The organism is Micromonospora sp. IBHARD003 (assembly GCF_056106285.1).
In genome coordinates, this window is sequence record NZ_JBWBBX010000001.1 from 5,152,312 (window position 1) to 5,170,894 (window position 18,583).

Annotated in this window: 20 protein-coding genes; 11 read left to right on the forward strand and 9 right to left on the reverse strand. The window is 72.0% G+C overall.

The genetic code is table 11. From position 1 onward, the window contains the following. Positions 1–45: 45 nt before the first annotated feature. The 3 genes from ACTWOL_RS22940 to ACTWOL_RS22950 form a co-directional block, all read right to left on the reverse strand. Complete coding sequence (locus ACTWOL_RS22940) at positions 46–768, reverse strand: hypothetical protein (protein WP_474298625.1); 723 nt, start codon at positions 766–768, stop codon at positions 46–48. Between the two features lie 222 nt (positions 769–990). Further along, a complete protein-coding gene (locus ACTWOL_RS22945; protein WP_474298626.1) occupies positions 991–1,806 on the reverse strand; it encodes a hypothetical protein in 816 nt (271 codons plus the stop codon). Continuing rightward, on the reverse strand, positions 1,799–2,419 hold the full coding sequence (locus ACTWOL_RS22950; protein ID WP_474298627.1) for an RNA polymerase sigma factor: 621 nt from the start codon (positions 2,417–2,419) through the stop codon (positions 1,799–1,801). Before ACTWOL_RS22950 ends, ACTWOL_RS22945 begins: the two co-directional genes overlap by 8 nt. Before the next feature lie 74 nt (positions 2,420–2,493). Between ACTWOL_RS22950 and trpS the strand changes: the two genes are divergently transcribed. The 4 genes from trpS (at position 2,494) to ACTWOL_RS22970 (ending at position 6,479) form a co-directional block, all read left to right on the forward strand. Beyond that, a complete protein-coding gene (gene trpS, locus ACTWOL_RS22955; protein ID WP_474298628.1) occupies positions 2,494–3,507 on the forward strand; it encodes a tryptophan--tRNA ligase in 1,014 nt (337 codons plus the stop codon). Between the two features lie 81 nt (positions 3,508–3,588). Continuing rightward, entirely contained in the window at positions 3,589–4,179 is a 591-nt protein-coding gene (locus ACTWOL_RS22960) for a 2'-5' RNA ligase family protein (protein WP_474298629.1), read from the forward strand. A 344-nt stretch (positions 4,180–4,523) separates the two neighbouring features. Beyond that, positions 4,524–5,777, forward strand: coding sequence for a beta-propeller fold lactonase family protein (locus ACTWOL_RS22965; protein WP_474298630.1), 1,254 nt, complete (start codon positions 4,524–4,526; stop codon positions 5,775–5,777). 81 nt (positions 5,778–5,858) lie between these two features. After that, a complete protein-coding gene (locus ACTWOL_RS22970; protein ID WP_474298631.1) occupies positions 5,859–6,479 on the forward strand; it encodes a hypothetical protein in 621 nt (206 codons plus the stop codon). A gap of 98 nt (positions 6,480–6,577) precedes the next feature. Here the strand turns inward: ACTWOL_RS22970 and ACTWOL_RS22975 are convergent, their stop codons facing one another. Continuing rightward, complete coding sequence (locus ACTWOL_RS22975; RefSeq protein WP_474298632.1) at positions 6,578–7,333, reverse strand: decaprenylphospho-beta-D-erythro-pentofuranosid-2-ulose 2-reductase; 756 nt, start codon at positions 7,331–7,333, stop codon at positions 6,578–6,580. Positions 7,334–7,401: 68 nt separating this feature from the next. Further along, positions 7,402–8,895 (reverse strand): FAD-binding oxidoreductase, encoded by a 1,494-nt coding sequence (locus ACTWOL_RS22980; RefSeq protein ID WP_474298633.1) that lies wholly within the window; start codon positions 8,893–8,895, stop codon positions 7,402–7,404. Positions 8,896–9,046: 151 nt separating this feature from the next. On the opposite strand from ACTWOL_RS22980, the gene ACTWOL_RS22985 reads away from it, so the two are divergent. From ACTWOL_RS22985 to ACTWOL_RS22995, 3 genes are all read left to right on the forward strand, one after another. Then, positions 9,047–9,841, forward strand: coding sequence for a phosphatase PAP2 family protein (locus ACTWOL_RS22985; protein ID WP_474298634.1), 795 nt, complete (start codon positions 9,047–9,049; stop codon positions 9,839–9,841). Continuing rightward, the gene (locus ACTWOL_RS22990; protein WP_474298635.1) at positions 9,834–10,802 is read left to right on the forward strand and encodes a decaprenyl-phosphate phosphoribosyltransferase; all 969 of its coding nucleotides are present in this window, start codon (positions 9,834–9,836) and stop codon (positions 10,800–10,802) included. The genes ACTWOL_RS22985 and ACTWOL_RS22990 overlap by 8 nt, the downstream gene beginning before the upstream one ends. A gap of 103 nt (positions 10,803–10,905) precedes the next feature. After that, entirely contained in the window at positions 10,906–11,829 is a 924-nt protein-coding gene (locus ACTWOL_RS22995; RefSeq protein ID WP_474298636.1) for a YihY/virulence factor BrkB family protein, read from the forward strand. On the opposite strand, the gene ACTWOL_RS23000 is transcribed toward ACTWOL_RS22995, so the two are convergent. Next, entirely contained in the window at positions 11,777–12,937 is a 1,161-nt protein-coding gene (locus ACTWOL_RS23000; protein ID WP_474298637.1) for a D-alanyl-D-alanine carboxypeptidase family protein, read from the reverse strand. The two genes, ACTWOL_RS22995 and ACTWOL_RS23000, sit on opposite strands and share 53 nt — an antisense overlap. A 259-nt stretch (positions 12,938–13,196) precedes the next feature. Between ACTWOL_RS23000 and ACTWOL_RS23005 the strand changes: the two genes are divergently transcribed. From ACTWOL_RS23005 to ACTWOL_RS23015, 3 genes are all read left to right on the forward strand, one after another. Then, positions 13,197–13,451, forward strand: a complete 255-nt coding sequence (locus ACTWOL_RS23005) for an SCO4848 family membrane protein (RefSeq protein WP_474298638.1) — start codon at positions 13,197–13,199, stop codon at positions 13,449–13,451. Between the two features lie 12 nt (positions 13,452–13,463). After that, complete coding sequence (locus tag ACTWOL_RS23010; protein WP_474298639.1) at positions 13,464–14,855, forward strand: metallophosphoesterase; 1,392 nt, start codon at positions 13,464–13,466, stop codon at positions 14,853–14,855. Between the two features lie 327 nt (positions 14,856–15,182). Continuing rightward, entirely contained in the window at positions 15,183–15,857 is a 675-nt protein-coding gene (locus tag ACTWOL_RS23015; RefSeq protein WP_474298640.1) for a hypothetical protein, read from the forward strand. Between the two features lie 149 nt (positions 15,858–16,006). On the opposite strand, the gene ACTWOL_RS23020 is transcribed toward ACTWOL_RS23015, so the two are convergent. From ACTWOL_RS23020 to ACTWOL_RS23030, 3 genes are read right to left on the reverse strand one after another with little or no spacing between them, the layout of a single operon-like run. After that, positions 16,007–16,747 (reverse strand): TetR/AcrR family transcriptional regulator, encoded by a 741-nt coding sequence (locus tag ACTWOL_RS23020; RefSeq protein ID WP_474298641.1) that lies wholly within the window; start codon positions 16,745–16,747, stop codon positions 16,007–16,009. A gap of 11 nt (positions 16,748–16,758) precedes the next feature. Next, complete coding sequence (locus tag ACTWOL_RS23025) at positions 16,759–17,163, reverse strand: thiol-disulfide oxidoreductase DCC family protein (protein WP_474298643.1); 405 nt, start codon at positions 17,161–17,163, stop codon at positions 16,759–16,761. A gap of 6 nt (positions 17,164–17,169) precedes the next feature. Then, a complete protein-coding gene (locus tag ACTWOL_RS23030) occupies positions 17,170–17,598 on the reverse strand; it encodes a hypothetical protein (protein ID WP_474298644.1) in 429 nt (142 codons plus the stop codon). Between the two features lie 125 nt (positions 17,599–17,723). Here ACTWOL_RS23030 and ACTWOL_RS23035 point away from each other — a divergent pair, with 125 nt between their 5' ends. Then, a complete protein-coding gene (locus ACTWOL_RS23035) occupies positions 17,724–18,566 on the forward strand; it encodes an alpha/beta fold hydrolase (RefSeq protein WP_474298645.1) in 843 nt (280 codons plus the stop codon). The last annotated feature ends 17 nt before the right edge of the window (positions 18,567–18,583 follow it).

An 18,583-nucleotide genomic window follows, 5' to 3' on the forward strand; every position in this document is an offset into this window, starting at 1 on the left:
TGGCCAACCGCCGAGGGGGAGGCCCTCCAGACGAGGCGGCGCGCTCTACAGGTCCAGCAGCTGTTGCCGCGGCTCCGGATCCCGCTCCCCGCCCCGTCCACGGGACCGTGCGCGCTGGATCCGGAGCAGGACCGGGCGCTGTAGCACCCCGAGCAGCGCCCCGGCTGCCAGGCCGGGTATCAGCCACCACCAGCCGGTGGTGTCACCGGCCGGGGAAGCGGATGCGGCGTGCGGCTCCTCCTGTGCCGCCGCGGCCGGAGCCCTGTTGCCGTCCGAGGACGAGGGCGGCGGAGAGCCGGGCTCTCCGCCGCCGCTGCTCGCCTTGCCCATCACACCCAGCTTCCTGAGCAGCGCCGTCAGCTCGGCCGGCTGGGCGGCCTTGTGCCACAGGCCGTCGTACGAGGTCGGCAGCCCGACCGCCGTGTGTATCCACACGGTGTCCGGGTCGTCCGACGGATAGATCTCGTCCACCCGCCAGGGAGCGATGTCGTGCACCATCCAGGTCACCTTGATCTGGCGGACCCCCTTCGTCGTGTCCAGGGAGGGCGGACGGTCCGTATCCCCCGAGGAGCCGTGGCCCAGCAGATCCGTCAGGGTCTGGTACTCGGGAGCGGAGTAGTAGAGCGAGGCCGTCTCAGCGCTCGCCGGAGAGACGATCAGGGCACTCGTCGGGCCCCCGGCCGCAGCGGCCGGAGCAAGGACCAGGGTCGCTCCCAGGGCCATGGTCATCAGCGCCATCAGCGCCGCAAGTCGCCGTAACAGTCGCATGCTTCCCCCTGTCGACGCTCCTGTGCGGTACGGCCCTTCCACACCGCTTCAGCGTCACTTCTGATACACCGCCCGACCCGGTCAGGTTCCCGATCCGCGGCACCGGATCCCTGCCGATCCCACCCGCTCCCACCGGACCCCGGGCGCCGCCCCCACCGGATTCCCCCAGCCGGAGTCCCGGCGCCGGATCCCCGGCAAGGAACCCGAGGCCCTCACGGGATCTCACGGGGTGGATTCCGCGATCTCCTCGGCCCGGGCGGCGTCCGACACGCCCTCCAGCCGCAGCGTCGTCCGCCCGTCAGCCGTCGTCCACAGCAGCGTCGGGCCCGCGGTGCGCCGCGACTCGATCCGCTGCCGTCCGCTCTCATCGGTGAGCGGGAGCCGCAGGACATGGGCCTCGGCGAACCAGAGCGCATACCGCTCACCGGGCAGCTCCACCCACTCCGGGTGGACGCGCACCTGCTTGGCGAAGCCCGGGTCCAGCCGGGCCGGGAACTCGTCGAGCCTGATCGTCCCGGACCGTTCGTACCAGCAGAGGCTGATCACCCGGTGACCGCCGGGGGTGACGCCCACCGACACCGCGTCCGGCTTGCCCAGCCCCCGGGGCACCTGCGCCCCGAAGCCGGCTCGCCGTGTCGCCTCCGCCAGTGCCACCGGCGAGCCGCACCGGGGCACCTCCGCCCGGGGCGGAGGTGTGGCGGCCGGCTGGTAACGCACCTCGACACCGCCGAACCCGAACCAGTCGGCGACGGCGGCCCGGACCGGGGGAGTGAGCACCAGCACGACCAGGACACCGGACAGCGTGACGCCCAGCGCGCGCCACCGCCGACGGAGCCAGCCCGCCACCCGGCGCGTCCGCCGCGGAACCTGCACCGGAACCGGCACCGACTCCGCCACTATCCGGGCCAGCACCCGCTCGGCCATCGTCGCGCCGTCGACATCCGGCACCGGCAGCCGGCGCCCCAGCTCCCGTAGCTCATCCGGCAGTCCCCCCAGCGGCTCGTGCTCGGGCTCGTGCTCGCGCCGGGGCTCAGCCATGCCTGTCACCTCCCTCCCCGTCCGGTCCCTCGACCAGCAGACGTCCCAGCTTCTTCAGCGCGCGGCTCAGCCTCGACTTGACCGTCCCGCGGGGCCAGCCCAGAGCCTGCGCCGTCTCCGCCTCGTCGAGCTCCAGCAGATAGCGGTGGATCACGACCTGTCGCTGCTCCTCGCCCAGGGTGTCCAGCGCGGCCAGCAGCCGGTCGCGGCGCTCCTGCGCCACGGCCGCGGCCGCCGGGTCCGCAGAATCCGGTATCAGCGGTTCGGCGGCGGAGAGCAGCGTCGCCTCCCTCCCGGCAAGGGCTCGCATCCGCACCGCCGACCGCACTGTGTTCCTTGTCTCGTTGGCGACGATGCGCAGCAGCCAGGGTCTGAACGACGAACCGTCGCGGAAACCGCCGAGCGACCGGTAGGCCTTGAAGAAGGCCGACTGGACCACATCCTCGGCCTCCGCGCCCGCGCCGCAGGCCACGGCCGCGCGCAGCGCCACCGGTGTGTATGCGCGCACCAGCTCCGCATACGCCTCGGGCTCCCCGGAACGTACGCGCGCGATCACCGCTGCCTCGTCGACCACGGTCAGAGTGCGGCCCCCCTCCAGGGTCCCCTCCCGCATGCTCACACCGTTGATACACCGCGCGCAGCCGATTGGTTCCCGGACTGTCCGCCGTACCTGAGAGAATGCTGGACATGGCCTCTGACAGTCCTCGCGTGCTCTCCGGAATCCAGCCCACTTCGGGCTCGTTCCACCTCGGCAACTACCTCGGCGCGGTCCGCCAGTGGGTCGCGCTGCAGGAGACGCACGATGCCTTCTACATGGTCGTCGACCTGCACGCGATCACGGTCCCCCAAGACCCGGCCGAGCTGCGGGCGAACACCCGCCTCGCCGCCGCCCAGCTGCTCGCCGCCGGCCTCGACCCCGAGCGCTGCACGCTGTTCGTCCAGAGCCATGTGCCCGAGCACGCCCAGCTGGGCTGGGTGATGAACTGCCTCACCGGCTTCGGCGAGGCCTCCCGGATGACGCAGTTCAAGGACAAGTCCGCCAAGCAGGGTTCCGACCGCGCCACGGTCGGCCTGTTCACGTATCCGATCCTGCAGGTCGCCGACATCCTCCTGTACCAGGCCAACGAGGTTCCGGTCGGTGAGGACCAGCGCCAGCACATCGAGCTCACACGCGATCTGGCCGAGCGCTTCAACGCCCGGTACGGGCAGACGTTCACGGTCCCGTCGCCGTACATCCTCAGGGAGACGGCGAAGATCTACGATCTGCAGGACCCGTCGAGCAAGATGAGCAAGTCGACGGCCAACCCCAAGGGTCTGGTCAATCTGCTCGACGAGCCGAAGGTGACGGCGAAGAAGGTCAAGAGCGCGGTCACGGACACGGACACCGTGATCCGTTTCGACGCCGAGAACAAGCCGGGCGTCAGCAATCTGCTCACGATCCTGTCCACCCTCACCGGCAGGCCCGTCGCGGACCTGGAGCAGAGCTACGAGGGCAAGGGCTACGGCGCGCTGAAGACGGACCTCGCCGAGGTCATGGTGGACTTCGTCACTCCGTTCAGGGCCCGTACCCAGGAGTACCTGGACGACCCGGAGACCCTGGACTCCATCCTCGCCAAGGGCGCGGAGAAGGCCCGGGCGGTCGCCGCCGAGACCCTTGCCCAGACCTATGAGCGGGTGGGTTTCCTGCCCGCCAAGCACTGAGCCCGAGGACTCTGGCGGGAGGCCCGCCGTTGCCGTCACACTGGCGGCTGTAGAGACCACCGACCCGGATGGGAGAACGACGTGGGGACCGTAACGCTCGGCGTTTCGATCGCGGTCCCGGAGCCCTACGGCAGCCTGCTCCAGGAGCGGCGCGCGGGCTTCGGGGATCCCGCGGCCCACGGCATTCCCACGCATGTCACCCTCCTTCCGCCCACCGAGGTCGACTCCTCGCTGCTGCCGTCCGTCGACGTCCATCTGGGCCGGGTCGCGGCGTGCGGGCGGGCCTTCCCGATGCGGTTGTGCGGGACCGGCACCTTCCGTCCGCTGTCGCCCGTCGTCTTCGTCAAGGTCGTCGAGGGCGCGGCGGACTGCACCCGGCTCCAGCAGCTGGTGCGGGACGAGCCGGGTCCGCTGGCCCGGGAGCTGCACTTCCCGTACCACCCGCATGTGACCGTCGCCCACGGCATCGCCGAGGAGGCCATGGACCGGGCGTACGAGGAGCTGGCGGGCTACGAGGCGCGGTGGACGTGTGCTTCCTTCGCGCTGTACGAGCAGGGCGCGGACGCCGTGTGGCGCAAGCTGCGGGAGTACGCCTTCGGGGGCGGCCCCGGTAGGTCCAATGTGCCCCCGCAGGGCGCCTCGGCCGACACCCCGACGCCCACGCCACGCTGAGGCCCCGCCCAGCCGATCATCCCAGCCGATCACCCCGGCCCCGGGTCCTGACCAGGACCCGGGGCCGGCGCCGTTGCGGGGCCGGCGTGCGGGAGGCGGGCCCCCGTGAACCGGACCGGCCCGGATCCGCTGAATGGTCGTGCCGCCCGGGCCGGTTGTCGCTCGTCCGGCCCCATCGGGGATGTCAGACGCTTCCCTCCCCGACCCGGTGTCTAGCGTCGCAGCGGCGAACCGGCGCCAAGGGCGCGCCGGGGACCCGGTCCGGGGCCCGGGGGAGCGCCGGGATTTCGGCACTCGAGCACGCCGGGCACACACCTCGGTGTGCAGACGGGAGGTAGGTCTTCATGTCGGGTATCGCAGTGCTGCGGGTGAGGCCACGGGCAACCGCCCGCGGCAGAGAAGAAGGCCGCAGACGCTCGTGGTGGTGGCTGCTGCGGTCCTGGGCGGCGGGAGTGGCCGTGGTGGCGGGGCTGGCCGCCCCGCTGGCGCTCGCCACTCCGGCGGCGGCGCAGGCCGGGACCTTCGCCTACGTGGCCAACCAGCAGGCGGGCACCGTATCGGTGATCGACACCGACACCAACGCGGTCGTGGACACCATCGTCGTCGGGGCCGGCCCCACCGGTGTGGCGATCTCTCCGGACCGCACCCGCGCGTATGTCGCCAACCTCACCGACGGAACCGTCTCGGTGATCAACACGTTCACCCACGCGGTCGTCACCACCATCGACGTCGGTGACGGCCCGGGCGGGCTGGCGGTCACCCCGGACGGCACCCGCGTCTACGTCGCCAACGAGACCTCCGGCGATGTGACGGTGATCGACACCGCCACCAACACCGTCACCACCACCATCGCGGTCGGCGGAAACCTCGTGGACGTGGCGATCACGCCGGACGGCGACACCGCCTACGTGAGCAATACCGGAACCGGTCGCGTCGTGGTGATCAACATCGCCACCAACACGGTCAGCACCACCATCCCCGTCGGCACCACCCCTATCGGTCTGGCGGTCTCACCGAACGGCGCCAAGGTCTACGTGGCCGTCCAGGACTCGGACCTCGTGGCGGTGATCGACACCACTTCCAACACGGTCACCAACAACATCCCCATTCCCACCGGCGACCCGCGTGACGTGGCGTTCACCCCGAACGGCAGTAAGGCCTACGTCCCCGACCTGGGGAACCCGGGCGTCGTTTCGGTGATCGACACCACCGGCGAGACCGTCACCACCACCATCTCCGTGGGCAACAACCCCGTCGGTGTGGCGGTCGCCCCGGACGGCGCCTTCGCCTACGTCACCAATTTCCTCTCGAACAACGTGTCGGTGATCAACACCACGACCGATGCCGTCACCACCACCGTCGGCGTGGGCGCCGGCCCCTTCGGTGTGGCGGTCGCCGAGGTCCCCGCGTCGGCGCGGGCCGAGTGCCCGGAGGGCAGTGTCATCACCGGTGGCGGTCACGAGATCAGCGGCCCGCCGCCGAGCGACTTCACCAGCAAGCCGGTCGGCGACGCATGGCAGGTGTCTCTCGTCAACGAATCCGACGAGCCCATCACCTTCACGCCTTACGCGGTGTGCGCCCCTGAGACCGCGCCATAGGCCCTTGCCGGGAGGGGGACAGGGCCGTCGTCCGGTCCTCTCCAGCGATGACGGCCGCTTCCCGAACGATAGGAGACACGCATGACCTCTCAGTGCACACCGCCCCCCCGCTCACCGCTGGGGCCGCTGCCCCGTCGGAGCACATGGCATACCGGCGGTGCGATCGCGTCCGCCGCGCTCGTCCTCATGGGAATCGCGATGCCCGCGGCCACCGCGGTGCAGGCACCGGGCGCCGGCTCGCCGTTCCACATCGCGCCTCCCCCGAACGGCGGGGACAAGTGCAACGGGCCCTGGACGACCGGCGCTGACCCGGACGGCGCCAACGGACCCGACCGGTGCAAGCCGGGCCCCACGGGCCCCACGGGCCCCACGGGTTCGACGGGTTCGACGGGTTCGACGGGCGCGCTCGGTCCCACAGGTGCGACGGGCCCCACGGGCCCGACGGGTTTCACCGGTGCGACGGGCTTCACGGGTGCGACGGGCTTCACGGGCGCCACCGGCGCCACGGGTCGCACGGGTGCGACGGGCTCGACGGGGGCCACCGGTGCGACGGGTTCGACGGGGGCCACGGGTGCTACGGGTTCCACCGGAGCGACAGGCGCCACCGGTGCCACCGGCGACCCCGGCCCGGTGGACACGTTCATCGTCCTGGGGCCCACGGTCACGGTTCCGCCGGACACCGGGCCGGCGCTGAACTCCTGACCCACCGTGACACGACGGGGCTCCCGCACCCGGCACAGGTACGCACGCGTACCGGGCCCGGCGCGGGAGCCCCGTCGCCCGCAGGGCTCGGAGCGGCCTCAGACCGGCAGCCGCCGGAACACCGCGCGCGGCGCGTGCCGCAGCGCCGACATCACCATCCGCAGCTGCCCCGGCACCCAGACGGTCTCGGAACGCCGCCGCAGACCCGTCTCGATGGCCAGGGCCACCGCCTCCGGGGTGGTCGCCAGCGGTGCATCCGGCAGGCCCGCCGTCATCTTCGACCGTACGAATCCCGGCCTGACCACCATCACATGCACGCCCGTCCCGTACAGGGCGTCGCCGAGCCCCTGGGCGAAGGCGTCGAGGCCGGCCTTCGACGACCCGTAGATGAAGTTGGCCCGCCGGGCGCGCTCGCCCGCCACCGACGACAGCACGACCAGTGAGCCATGGCCCTGGGCCTGCAGAGCCGCCGCGCAGACCAGCCCCGACGAGACCGCGCCGGTGTAGTTGGTCTGGGCGACCCGGACCGCCGCGAGCGGCTGGGCCTCGTCCCGCGCCTGGTCGCCGAGGACACCGAAGGCGAGCAGGACCATGTCGATGTCGCCCTCGGCGAAGACCTTGCCGAGGACCTCCTCGTGCCCGGCGGGGTCGAGCGCGTCGAACGGGACGGTGCGCACGTCCGTGACCGGACTCCGCAGCGAGGCCGCCGCCTCGTCCAGGGCGGGGGACGGCCGCCCGGCCAGCCAGACCGTACGCGCGCGGCGGGCCACCAGCCGGCGTGCGGTGGCCAGGCCGATCTCGGACGTGCCGCCGAGGACGAGCAGGGACTGCGGTGCGCCGAAGGCGTCCTTCATGGTGGAGTCTCCTTCATCGTTCGGAAACGAAAGGCCCTACGGGACAGCCCTTGGGCACGCCGGGACCGTCACAGCGACAGCCGGCGGGACAGGTCCGACACGAAGACCCCGCGCGGATCCAGCTCGGCGCGCAGCGCCCGGAAACGTTCGAGCCCGGGGTACATCGCGGACAGCAGCTCCGGCCGCAGCCGGGAGTCCTTGGCCAGGTACACCCGGCCGCCGGCCGCCGCCACGTCCTCGTCCAGCGCGTCGAGCAGCGGGCCCAGCCCCGGCAGCCCGGCCGGTACGTCGAGCGCGAGCGTCCAGCCGGGCATGGGGAACGACAGCCAGCCCGGGTCGCCCTCCCCGAACCGCTTGAGCACGGCGAGGAACGAGGGGCAGCGGTGGCGGGCGATGCGCCGCACGATCCGGTGCAGCACCTCGTCCCGGCCGAACCCCACCACGAACTGGTACTGGACGAAGCCGCTGCGTCCGTAGACCCGGTTCCAGTGCGGTACGCCGTCCAGGGGGTGGAAGAACGCGGAGATCCGCTGGAGCTCACCGGCGCGGGAGCGCGGTGCCCTGCGGTACCAGAGGCCGTTGAACAGGGACACCGACGTGCGCCCGATGAGCCCCTTCGGTACGAAGTCCGGCGCGAGGCCCGCGTATCCGGGTGCGGCGGGGAGCGTACGCGGCCGGAAGTCCAGGGCGCGGTGCCGGGCGTGCGGCGGGAGCGCGTCGAGCGGGGCGTGTTCGCCGCGGGTGAGGACCGCGCGCCCGGTCGCCCCGCCACGGGCCAGCAGGTCGACCCAGGCGACCGAGTACGTGTAGCGGTCGTCGGCCGCGGCGAGCCGGGCCATCGCCTCGTCCAGGTCGGCGGTCCGTTCCGTGTCGACGCACATCAGGGACGACTCGACGGGGAGCAGCCGCAGCGTGGCACCGAGGATCACCCCCGTCAGCCCCATGCCTCCGGCCGTCGCGTCGAACAGATCGGTGCCGGGCAGGGCGGTGCGCACCTCGCCGTCGGCGGTGAGCAGTTCCAGCGAGCGCACATGGCGCGAGAAGGAGCCGGAGACATGGTGGTTCTTGCCGTGGATGTCGGCGCCGATGGCCCCGCCGACGGTCACATGTCGGGTCCCGGGCGTCACCGGGACGAACCATCCGAGCGGCAGCAGCAGTTCCATCAGCCGGTGCAGGCTGACGCCCGCGTCGCACACCACGATGCCCGCCTCGGCGTCGACGGTGCGGATCCGGTCGAGGCCGGTCATGTCGAGCACGGTCCCGCCCGCGTTCTGCGCCGCGTCGCCGTACGCCCGCCCGAGGCCGCGGGCGATGGAGCCGCGCGCCCCGCAGCGCAGTACCGCCGCTGCCGCCTCCTCGTGGGTACGGGGGCGGACGAGCGTCGCGGCCGACGGCGCGGTGCGGCCCCAGCCGGTCACGACCGCGGGAGGTTCGCCGGTCACGGTTGCGGGAAGCCGCCCTGCCGTGGCGGCGGGAGGTGCGCTCGTCGCGGCGGCAGGAGGTGCGCCGGTCGTGGAAGGGCCGGTCGTGGAGCGGGAGTCGACGGAGCAGTCGGCGGACATGCACGGAAGCTACCGCCAGTTATAGGTGAATTGCCCTCATTGTCGGCTGACTCGCCGAAATGGGTGATTAAACGAGTGTCATCAAAGATTGCCGTGAATGATCGGCTCCGGTTGAGAAGAGTCGCCTCTGGTCGATCGAAAGGGGCGGCACATGCGAGACACCGACTCGGCGGACCTGACGAGGGACCTGATGAAGGACCTGACAGTGGAGGGCACGGCGGGCGGGACGGCCGGCGCCGCGCTGCGCACGGTCCGCACCGTGGGCCGCCGCTTCCGTGCCGCGGGCTGGACGGACTGGGCGCGCGCCGACCACCGGCTGCTCGCGGCCCTGCGTGACTGCGGACGCGAGCCGCACGTGGCCACCGCGGCCCGTGCCCTGTCGCACGGAGGCGAGCACGGCGCGGTGTGGATCGCGGCGGGTCTGGTGTGCGCGGCGGCCGACCGCGAGCGGCGCCACGGCTGGCTGCGCGGCACCGCGCTGGTCGGCGCGGCCCATCTGACGAGCATGGGCGTCAAACGCCTCGTACGCCGTCCGCGCCCCCGGCTGCCCCGGCTGCAGCCGCTGGTGAAGACCGCGGGCCGGCACTCCTTTCCCAGTTCGCACGCCACCGCCGCGGCCGCGGCGGCCGTCGCCTTCGGCGCCCTGTGCCCGGCGGGCCGGCGGTTCGTGCCGCCCCTGGCCGCCGCGATGTGTGTGTCCCGGCTGGTCGTCGGCGTCCACTATCCGACGGATGTGGCGGCGGGCGCGCTGCTCGGCGGGCTGACGGCCCGTCTGGGGGCGGGGTGGCTGCGGTCCGCGCCGGACGGCGTCGACCGGGCCGCGGTCCGTACGGCGGGCAAGGTCGCGTCCTGGACCGGCCCTGGCATCGCACGCCCGGTCCTGGCCGGGGCCACCGCCCTTGCCGGCGCGCGAGCCTGCTGTGGTGGCGGGGGCGCCCATGGCTGAGCCCGGCACGGCGGTCCTGGAACAGCCGGAGCAGCGCCCCGGTCCCGGCCGCCCCGCGCCCTCCCGCGTACGCCGTCCGCTGAGCCTGCCGGCCGGACTGGTCAGGACCGCACGCCCGCGCCAGTGGATCAAGAACGTCCTGGTCGTGGCGGCTCCGGCGGCGGCCGGCGATCTGGTGTCCTGGCGCACGGCCGCCGAACTGGCCGTCGTGTTCGTCCTCTTCACCAGCGCCGCATCGGCCGTGTACCTGGTCAATGACGCACGCGACGCCGAGGCCGACCGGGCCCACCCGGTGAAGTGCCGGCGACCGGTGGCGTCGGGCGAGGTGCCCGTGCCCGTCGCCTACGCGGCCGGGACGCTGCTGACCCTGGTGACCATCGGCGCGGCCGTGGCCCTGTGCAACGCGATGACCGCGGCGCTGCTGAGCGCGTACATCGCGATGCAGCTCGCCTACTGCGTACGGCTCAAGCACGTCCTCGTCGTGGACCTGGCCGTCGTCACCACCGGCTTCCTGATGCGCGCCATGATCGGCGGCGTGGCGCTGTCGATCCCGCTCTCCCGGTGGTTCCTGATCACCACCGGCTTCGGGGCGCTCTTCATGGTCGCGGCCAAGCGCTACTCGGAGGCCGTGGAGATGGCGGGCGCGGACGGTGCGACCCGGGCGCTGCTCAGCTCGTACACCACCGGCTATCTGCGCTTCGTCTGGCAGCTGGCGGCCGGGGTCGCGGTCCTCGGTTACTGCCTCTGGGCGCTGGAGTCGGGCGGCGCCGCGGGTGGTTCGCTGCTGCCCTGGCGCCAGCTGTCGATGATCGCGTTCATCCTGGCGGTGCTCCGCTACGCGGTCTTCGCCGACCGGGGCGCGGCGGGTGCCCCGGAGGAGGTCGTCCTGCGGGACCGGCCGCTCGCGGTCATCGGACTGGTGTGGCTGGCGATGTACGGCCTCGCCGTGGCGGGTCTGTGAGCCACAGGCAGAGCACAGGGAGCCGGGACCGCCGCCCTGGGACCATCCAAGATCACCGCCGCGGAGGGGGATCGGATCGCGTCGGGAAGGGCAGGCGTACGGCATGGACTGGCTGACCCGACTCCCCGTCATCGGACCGCTTCTGCGGCGGCTGATGACGACCCATGCCTGGCGCTCCTACGAGCGGCTCGACCGTGTGCACTGGACCCGGCTCGCCGCCGCGATCACCTTCATCAGCTTTCTCGCCCTCTTCCCGCTCGTCACCGTCGGCGCGGCGATCGGCGCGGCGCTGCTCACCGACCGGCAGCTGAAGAATCTGGAGGACAAGCTCGCCGACCAGGTGCCGGGCATCTCCGATCAGCTCAACATCGCCGCACTCGTCGACAACGCCGGAGCGGTCGGGCTGATCGCCGGTGTGCTGCTGGTGCTCACCGGTGTCAGCTGGGTCGGGTCGATGCGTGACTGCCTGCGCGCGGTCTGGGGGCTCGACGACGTGGGCGAGGGGAATCCGATCGTCCGCAAGGGCCTGGACATCCTCGTGCTGATCGGGCTCGGTGCGGTGGTGCTGGCTTCGTTCGCCGCGTCGGCTCTCGGCTCCACCGCCCTCGGCTGGAGCGCCGACAAGCTGGGCATCGACCCGGGCGGGGTGGGCGGCGTGCTGCTCCAGACCGGCGCACTCGCCATCGCGGTCCTCGCCGACTTCGTGATGCTGCTCTACGCCCTGACCCTGCTGCCCGCGGTGCATCCGCCGCGCCGGCGGCTGGTCGTGGCGGCGCTGATCGGCGCGGTCGGTTTTGAACTGCTGAAGCTGCTGCTGAGCGGCTACATCGCGGGGGTCGCCTCGAAATCGATGTACGGCGCCTTCGGGGTGCCCGTCGCCCTGCTGCTGTGGATCAACTTCACCGCGAAGCTCCTGCTGTACAGCTCGTCCTGGACGGCGACGGGAACCGCCGCCGCCCAGGACGGGGAGAGCGTCAGCGCCGGGGGAGACGGCGGACCAGATCGGGCAGCGGCCAGCGACGGTTGACCAGGAACGCGGCACCGGCGAGCAGCACCAGCACGCCGCCGGTGATGGCGAGTGCGACCCCGACGCCGCTGGAGCCCTCGTGGGCGGCGGTGGACGCCTTCGCCGGCCCCGAGCCGTTCTTCTTGCCGTCCTCGCCGCCGCTGCCGCTTCCACCGGACGACGACTGCGAGCCGCCCGAGGGGCCGGTGTCCGCGGAACGCGGCGGAACGAGCTCACCGACGGGCTGCACCTTTCCGGCCGCGGCGAAACCCCAGTCGAGCAGACGGGCGGTCTCCTTGTAGACGGCCTGGCCCTCCTTCGACGACGGGTTCATCACCGTGACGAGCAGCACCTTGCCGCCCCGCTCGGCGACACCGGTGAAGGTCGCGCCCGCGTGGGTGGTGTTGCCGTTCTTGACGCCCGCCATGCCCTGGTAGGGCTGGATGCCGCTGGTGCCGGTGAGCAGCCGGTTGGTGTTCTGGATCTCGAACGTGTCGCGCTTCTTGCCCGGCTTCTGTTCACCGGGGAAGTTGGCGCGCACGGTCGAGCAGTACTCCCGGAAGTCCCTCTTCTGCAGTCCGCTGCGGGCGAAGAGCGTCAGGTCGTACGCACTCGAGACCTGACCCTCCTCGTCGTACCCGTCCGGTGTGACCACATGGGTGTCCAGAGCCTGGAGCTCCTCGGCGTGGGCCTGCATGTCCCGGACGGTCTTCTCGACGCCGTCGTTCATTGCGGAGAGCACATGGACGGCGTCGTTGCCGGAACGGAGGAACACGCCCAGCCAGAGATCGTGGACGGTGTAGGTCTGGTTCTCCTTGATCCCGACGAGGCTGCTGCCCTCGCCGACACCCATGAGATCGTTCCGTGTGACCGTGCGCTGCTGCTCCTTGTTCAGCCTGGGGAGCAGGGCGTCCGCGAAGAGCATCTTCAGCGTGGAGGCGGGGGGAAGCCGCCAGTGGGCGTTGTGCGCGGCGAGCACATCGCCGGTCTCCGCGTCCGCGACGATCCAGGAGCGGGCCGACAGGTCCTTGGGGAGGACCGGGGCGCCGGCCCCGAGACTGACCTGGGTGCCCGGCCTGCCGAGCTGCGCACCGCCGACGGTGGACATCACCGCGGGCGGGTTCGGCACCTTGCCGTCCGTCCTGACAGAACCGGAGGCCCTGACTCCGGGGCCGGCCGCCATCGCAGGGGCGGAAGCAAGGGAAGTCAGCAAAGAGGCAGAGATAACTGTCAACGTGGTCTTTTTCAAAGCAGACACGATCGAGAAAGTACATGGAGTTGTCAGCGGAGCGGACACCGGTGGGATGACCCGCCGTGAGCTCCGCCGGGACAGCCCATCTGCCGGACCCCGCCGCACCGGGATGGAGGACAGTGGCGATACTGAGTCCATGAAGCTCAGCCGCCCCGTCTCCTGGTTCCTGCTCGCGTTCGGGGTATGGAGCTGGGTCATCTGGGTCACTTTCGTCAAGAACCTGTGGCAGGACGCCAGCGGGCTCGCCTTCGACGACGCCGGTGACCCGACTGCGTACTTCTGGGTCCATCTGCTGCTCGCCATCACGTCCTTTCTCCTGGGGACGGTGGTCGGGGTCATCGGGTTGCGCGGCGTACGCGCATTGCGCCGTGAGCGCGAACACCTCGGATAGGGGAACAGTGCCGTGTTGGTCGTCCTGCTGGTGATCGCCGTGATCCTCGCCGTCCTGGGGGGCGTGCACTGGTACGTGTGGAAGCGCCTGGTCCGCGACACGACGGTGCGGGGCAGCGCCGTGCGCCGCGCGGGCACGGTGGCCCTGATCGTGCTGCCGCTGCTCTCGGTCGGGGCTCTGGTCTCCGGACGCGCGGGGGCGCCGTTCTGGCTCCAGCAGGCCGTGGCCTGGCCGGGCTATATGTGGCTCGCCGTGCTGCTCTATCTGACGCTCGCTCTGGTGGTGGCGGAGGGTGTCCGGCCGTTGCTGCGGCGGGCGCTGGAGCGCAGGGCCGACACGGGGTCGGACGCGGGCGCGGTCGCCGCAGCAACGGCCGGGACTCCCACGGCAGCGGTGACGGCCCCCACTAGGGCCGGTGGCTCCGCGACGGGCGGTGGCTCCGCGACGGTGGCCGCGGAACACACGGCCCCGTCCGGTCCGGTCGCCGTGGACACCCCGCCGGACGCCGTAGCGGACACCCCCGCGGATGCGCCCTCCGCCGGCACGGCCCCGGAGCCCGGGGCCGTCGCCCCCGGCGATCTGACGCGCCGCCTGTTCGTCGCGCGCGTCGCCGGCGGTGCCGCGGCAGCGGTCGCCGCGGGGACCGTCGGCTACGGGACGTACGGCGTACTGCGCGGGCCCCGGGTGAAGCGGATCACCGTGCCGCTCGCCAAACTCCCGCGCGGGACGCACGGTTACCGCATCGCCGTCGTCAGCGACATCCACCTCGGTCCGATCCTCGGCCGTGCCCACACCCAGCGGATCGTGGACACGATCAACGCCACACAGCCCGATCTCGTGGCCGTCGTGGGCGACCTCGTCGACGGCAGCGTCGCCGATCTCGGCCGGGCCGCCGAGCCGCTGGCGCAGCTCGAGGCACGGGACGGTGCGTACTTCGTCACCGGCAACCACGAGTACTTCTCGGGCGCCGACGCCTGGGTCGACCACGTCCGTGAACTCGGTCTCACCCCGCTGCGCAACGCCCGCGTCGAGGTCGCCGGCTTCGACCTCGCGGGCGTCGACGACGTGGCGGGTGAAAGCGAGGGTCACGGCCCCGACTTCGCCCGCGCCCTCGGCGACCGTGACCGCGGCCGGGCCGCGGTGCTGCTCGCCCACCAGCCCGTCGTCATCCATGACGCCGTACGCCATGGAGTGGACCTCCAGCTGTCCGGGCACACCCACGGCGGCCAGCTGTGGCCGGGCAACCTGATCGCCGACCTGGCCAATCCGACCCTCGCCGGACTCGAACGCTACGGCGACACCCAGCTCTACGTCTCACGCGGAGCGGGCGCCTGGGGCCCGCCCGTCCGGGTCGGCGCACCGTCCGACATCACGATCGTGGAGCTGGCCTCCCGCCAGGCCTGACGGCGCCGAGTCAGCCCCCGAGTCAGCCCCCGCGCGAGCGGCCGGTTTCGCCGCGGGGGCGGGTCAGACCGAACGGTCCCGGCCCTTCCCCTTCGCCGTGTGCCTCGGCTTGCCCGTTGCCGCCGTGCTCGCCGCACTGTCTCCGTGCCGCGCCCGTCCGCCGCCGTGAAAAGCAACGGTCCCGGCCGGACCGTCCGAGCCCGGTGACGGCTGTGTCCCGGGTCGGTGACACCGGGCCTCCCGGTACTGCGCCGCGACGAGGCCGTTGCTACGTTCCCGGTCCTGGGTGCGGCCGTGGGGCCGCCTGGAACAGGGGGGAAGTCTCAGATGAACGTCAACGGCAACCGCTTCAGACCCGTCGTCCTCGCGCTCACGGCCGTCGCCATGGCCGCCGTGCTCACCGGGTGCCGGGACGACGGCTCCGCGGCCGGAGCCGGCGCGCCGAGCGCGGGTGCGACGGCCGTCCCGTCGCCCGGGGCCGCCGACGTCGCCGAGCCCTCCGGGACGCCCAGTGCCAAGCCCGCCGGAAAGCCGGGTGCCAAGCCGGCCGGCAAGCCTGCGGAGAAGCCGGCCGGGAAGCCTGCGGAGAAGCCCGGAGCCAAGCCCGCCGGTCCGGCAGCGCCGGGCGCCGACTGCGCCAGTGAGGCACCGGACCCGGACCATGTCGACCCCGACGAGCTCGCGGTCTACCGCGTCGAGGAGCTCGACGGCTCCACCGGGAAGGTCAACCTCGTCATCCAGCACGGAGCCTGGGGATGCCCCGGGAAGGACACCGACGGCGCACCCTTCGTCGTCACCGGCGAGGACAGCCGCTGGGCCCTCGACCAGGCCGCGTACGTCACCGCCACCACGCCCATCACCGAGAGCACCGAGAACCAGCGGATCGGTGTGCAGGAGCTGATCGACTGGATCAACGCGCACCCCGACTCCGGTCTGGTGTTCAGGTACAAGACCGGCGACGACGGCGCCATCCACCGTCTGGAGCAGGTCTTCACGCCGTAGCGAGCGGCCTGCCCGACGGCCCCCGGACGATCGGGCATCCGGGGGCCTGGGGCGTTGAGGGTGGTGTGGGGGCGTGAGGGCTCGGGAGTCCTCGGGCCGCGCCCACCGGCGCCCCAGGGTTCCGGCAGACGGCCGGGCCGGGGTTTTCGCTACTTGGCCACGCCGCTGCGGACCTTGGGCACGACGAACTCCTGCATCAGGTCCACCGCGTCACGCACCAGCGGGCGGACGATCTTGAAGCGGGACAGGCGAACCGCGCGGGCCACGAGCGGCGTGCACTTCAGCACGAAGGCCTGGGTGCGCTCCGTGCCCTCGGTCCGGTCGAAGACCCAGTACAGGACCACGCCCATGAGGTACAGCCACAGGAGATCCGGCAGCAGCGCGCTCAGCTCCCGGTCCAGCTTCGCGCCCACCTGGGAGCCGTCGAGCACGTCACGGAAGATCTGCACGGCCTGGGCGCGGGCGGGGTGGGACTCGTCCGAGAAGGGGCTCAGCGGGCTTTCCGGATCTGCCGCCGTGCTGAAGAACTGGGCCGCGAACTCGTGGTACGGGCGCGCGCATTCCACCCAGGCCGTCACCGCGATCTGAAGGCGTTCTTCGAAGTCCTCGATTCCCCGAAGGCGCTCTTGCGTCATGGCGGCGTGCTCGCGGGTCATCCGGTCGTAGAAGCCGGTGATCAAGGACGCCTTCGAGTCGAAGTAGTAGTACGCGTTACCGACCGACACTCCGGCTTCCTGGGCGATGGCCCGCATGGTCGTCTTGTCGTAACCGCGCTCCTGGAAGAGCCGCATGGCGGTCTCGAGGATGAGCGTGCGGGTCTGCTCGCTCTTGGGCGGCTTCGCGGCGGACTTGTCGCTCTTGTCGTCCTGGGGGGCGTTCACGTCGGTCACGGTGCCCGAGCCTAACGGGGCGGAACGGGGGCCTCGCACCGCCCGTCCTCGCAGGACGCCGCCGTGGCCTCCCGGTACTTCGCGGCGGCGATGACGGTGGCCCGGGCGAAGGGCGCGCCCGCGGGGGTCGCCAGCCAGTGGGCCTTCGGCCGGTGCTCGGCCAGGGCCCAGAGGCAGACGACGAAGGCGGCGGTGGACCGGTACACCTGGCCGCGGTCCCCGACCACGGTGATCTCCCGCAGGGTGCTCTCGTGGTCGAGGTCCGGGAAGCGGCGTCTGGCCTCGGCCGATGCCGCGGGCACCAGGTCCAGCGGGACCAGCTGCCGCTGCCGCGCCAGCCAGTGCCGCAGATGGACGCAGAGCGAGCACTGTGCGTCGTAGAGCACGGTCAGACGCTTCACCGGTACGCCGCCCATGACCGCTCACACTCCCGAGGCCGGTGCCGCCCAGGGACCCTGCTCGCCGGTCCAGCCCTGCGGCGGCATGGGCGGGGTCTGCTCCCGCTCCATCATTCCCCGCCGGCGGATCTTGTTGAGGACGTAGACGTTGCCCAGGTGCATCACCCCGAGGACGAGCAGGACGACACCGAGCTTGACCGAGAGCGCCTCGAAGAGCCCGCGGGCGCTGGTGACGCTGTCGTCCTGGTTGAGGTAGAGCGCGACGAAGCCGAGGTTGACGAGGTAGAAGCCGACCACCAGCAGATGGTTGACGGCATCGGCGAGCTTCTCGTTCCCCTTCAGTACGTCGGCGAGGAAGACCCGTCCGTTGCGGCTGAGCGTGCGGGCCACCCAGACGGTGAGCGCCACGCTGATCAGCAGGTAGACGGCGTAGGCGAGCACAGTGAGGTCCATGCCTCACCCTCCTTTGAACGTGTTCAAGCGGTGTTGTCATGGACTGTAGACCCGTTCTTGAACATGTTCAAGTCGCTCCGGAAATAGGGCGGCGGGCGTCCGGGACAGCCCTTAGGGTGGGGCGGATGACGCTTTCTCACGATGTGACGGGGCAGGGCCCCGTGGTGGTGCTCCTGCACTCGTCCGTCTGTGACCGCCGGATGTGGGACGCCCAGTGGCAGGACCTGGTCAGCGGCGGATACCGGGTGGTGCGCTGCGACTTCCGCGGCTTCGGCGGCAGTCCGGCCGAGGCGGTGCGCCCCTACCGTGACGCGGACGATGTGCTCGCCCTCCTGGACGAGCTCGGTATCGGCAGCGCCGCACTCGTCGGCGCGTCCTTCGGCGGTGGGGTCGCCGTGGAGATCGCGGCGCGTCGTCCCGGCCGGGTGACCGCGCTGGCGCTGCTCTGCGCCGCGCTGCCCGGGCATCAACCCGGTCCGGCGCTACGGGACTTCGGTAGTCGCGAGGACGAGCTGATCGAGGCGGGCGACCTCGAGGGTGCCGTCGAGCTGAACGTGGCCACCTGGCTGGGCCCTGACGCGGAGGAGCCGGTGCGTGAGCGCGTGCGCGCGATGCAGCGCCACGCGTTCGAGATCCAACTGGCCGCCGACCGGGCGGCCGAGGCGGCGGGCGATGAGCGGGGCGACGAGGTGGCGGCCGACGGCACGGCCGACGCGACCGCCTCGGAGGTGGGGGCGCCCGAACCGGTCCTCGACCTCACCGCCGTGAGGGCGCCCACGCTCGTCGTCACCGGGGCGCACGACCTGGACGACTTCCGCGCCATGGGTTCCGTTTTCGCCGGACGGATCCCCGGCGCCCGGACCGTCGAACTGGCCTGGGCAGGTCATCTGCCGTCGCTGGAGCGGCCCGCGGAAGTGAGCGACCTTCTCGCGGGCTTCCTCCGCGACCGTCTTCCGCCGGTCGGCTGATCGCCCGTAAGCCCGCT

What these genes read in the sequence shown, in the direction of transcription:
- ACTWOL_RS22940 (WP_474298625.1), bottom strand. Translation starts at nt 768, where the DNA reads ATGCGACTGTTACGGCGACTTGCGGCGCTGATGGCGCTGATGACCATG.
- ACTWOL_RS23015 (WP_474298640.1), top strand. Translation starts at nt 15,183, where the DNA reads ATGAACGTCAACGGCAACCGCTTCAGACCCGTCGTCCTCGCGCTCACG.
- ACTWOL_RS22995 (WP_474298636.1), top strand. Translation starts at nt 10,906, where the DNA reads ATGGACTGGCTGACCCGACTCCCCGTCATCGGACCGCTTCTGCGGCGG.
- ACTWOL_RS22965 (WP_474298630.1), top strand. Translation starts at nt 4,524, where the DNA reads ATGTCGGGTATCGCAGTGCTGCGGGTGAGGCCACGGGCAACCGCCCGC.
- trpS (WP_474298628.1), top strand. Translation starts at nt 2,494, where the DNA reads ATGGCCTCTGACAGTCCTCGCGTGCTCTCCGGAATCCAGCCCACTTCG.
- ACTWOL_RS22985 (WP_474298634.1), top strand. Translation starts at nt 9,047, where the DNA reads ATGCGAGACACCGACTCGGCGGACCTGACGAGGGACCTGATGAAGGAC.
- ACTWOL_RS22980 (WP_474298633.1), bottom strand. Translation starts at nt 8,895, where the DNA reads ATGTCCGCCGACTGCTCCGTCGACTCCCGCTCCACGACCGGCCCTTCC.
- ACTWOL_RS23030 (WP_474298644.1), bottom strand. Translation starts at nt 17,598, where the DNA reads ATGGACCTCACTGTGCTCGCCTACGCCGTCTACCTGCTGATCAGCGTG.
- ACTWOL_RS22950 (WP_474298627.1), bottom strand. Translation starts at nt 2,419, where the DNA reads ATGCGGGAGGGGACCCTGGAGGGGGGCCGCACTCTGACCGTGGTCGAC.
- ACTWOL_RS22990 (WP_474298635.1), top strand. Translation starts at nt 9,834, where the DNA reads ATGGCTGAGCCCGGCACGGCGGTCCTGGAACAGCCGGAGCAGCGCCCC.
- ACTWOL_RS22970 (WP_474298631.1), top strand. Translation starts at nt 5,859, where the DNA reads ATGACCTCTCAGTGCACACCGCCCCCCCGCTCACCGCTGGGGCCGCTG.
- ACTWOL_RS23035 (WP_474298645.1), top strand. Translation starts at nt 17,724, where the DNA reads ATGACGCTTTCTCACGATGTGACGGGGCAGGGCCCCGTGGTGGTGCTC.
- ACTWOL_RS23025 (WP_474298643.1), bottom strand. Translation starts at nt 17,163, where the DNA reads ATGGGCGGCGTACCGGTGAAGCGTCTGACCGTGCTCTACGACGCACAG.
- ACTWOL_RS22945 (WP_474298626.1), bottom strand. Translation starts at nt 1,806, where the DNA reads ATGGCTGAGCCCCGGCGCGAGCACGAGCCCGAGCACGAGCCGCTGGGG.
- ACTWOL_RS22975 (WP_474298632.1), bottom strand. Translation starts at nt 7,333, where the DNA reads ATGAAGGACGCCTTCGGCGCACCGCAGTCCCTGCTCGTCCTCGGCGGC.
- ACTWOL_RS23005 (WP_474298638.1), top strand. Translation starts at nt 13,197, where the DNA reads ATGAAGCTCAGCCGCCCCGTCTCCTGGTTCCTGCTCGCGTTCGGGGTA.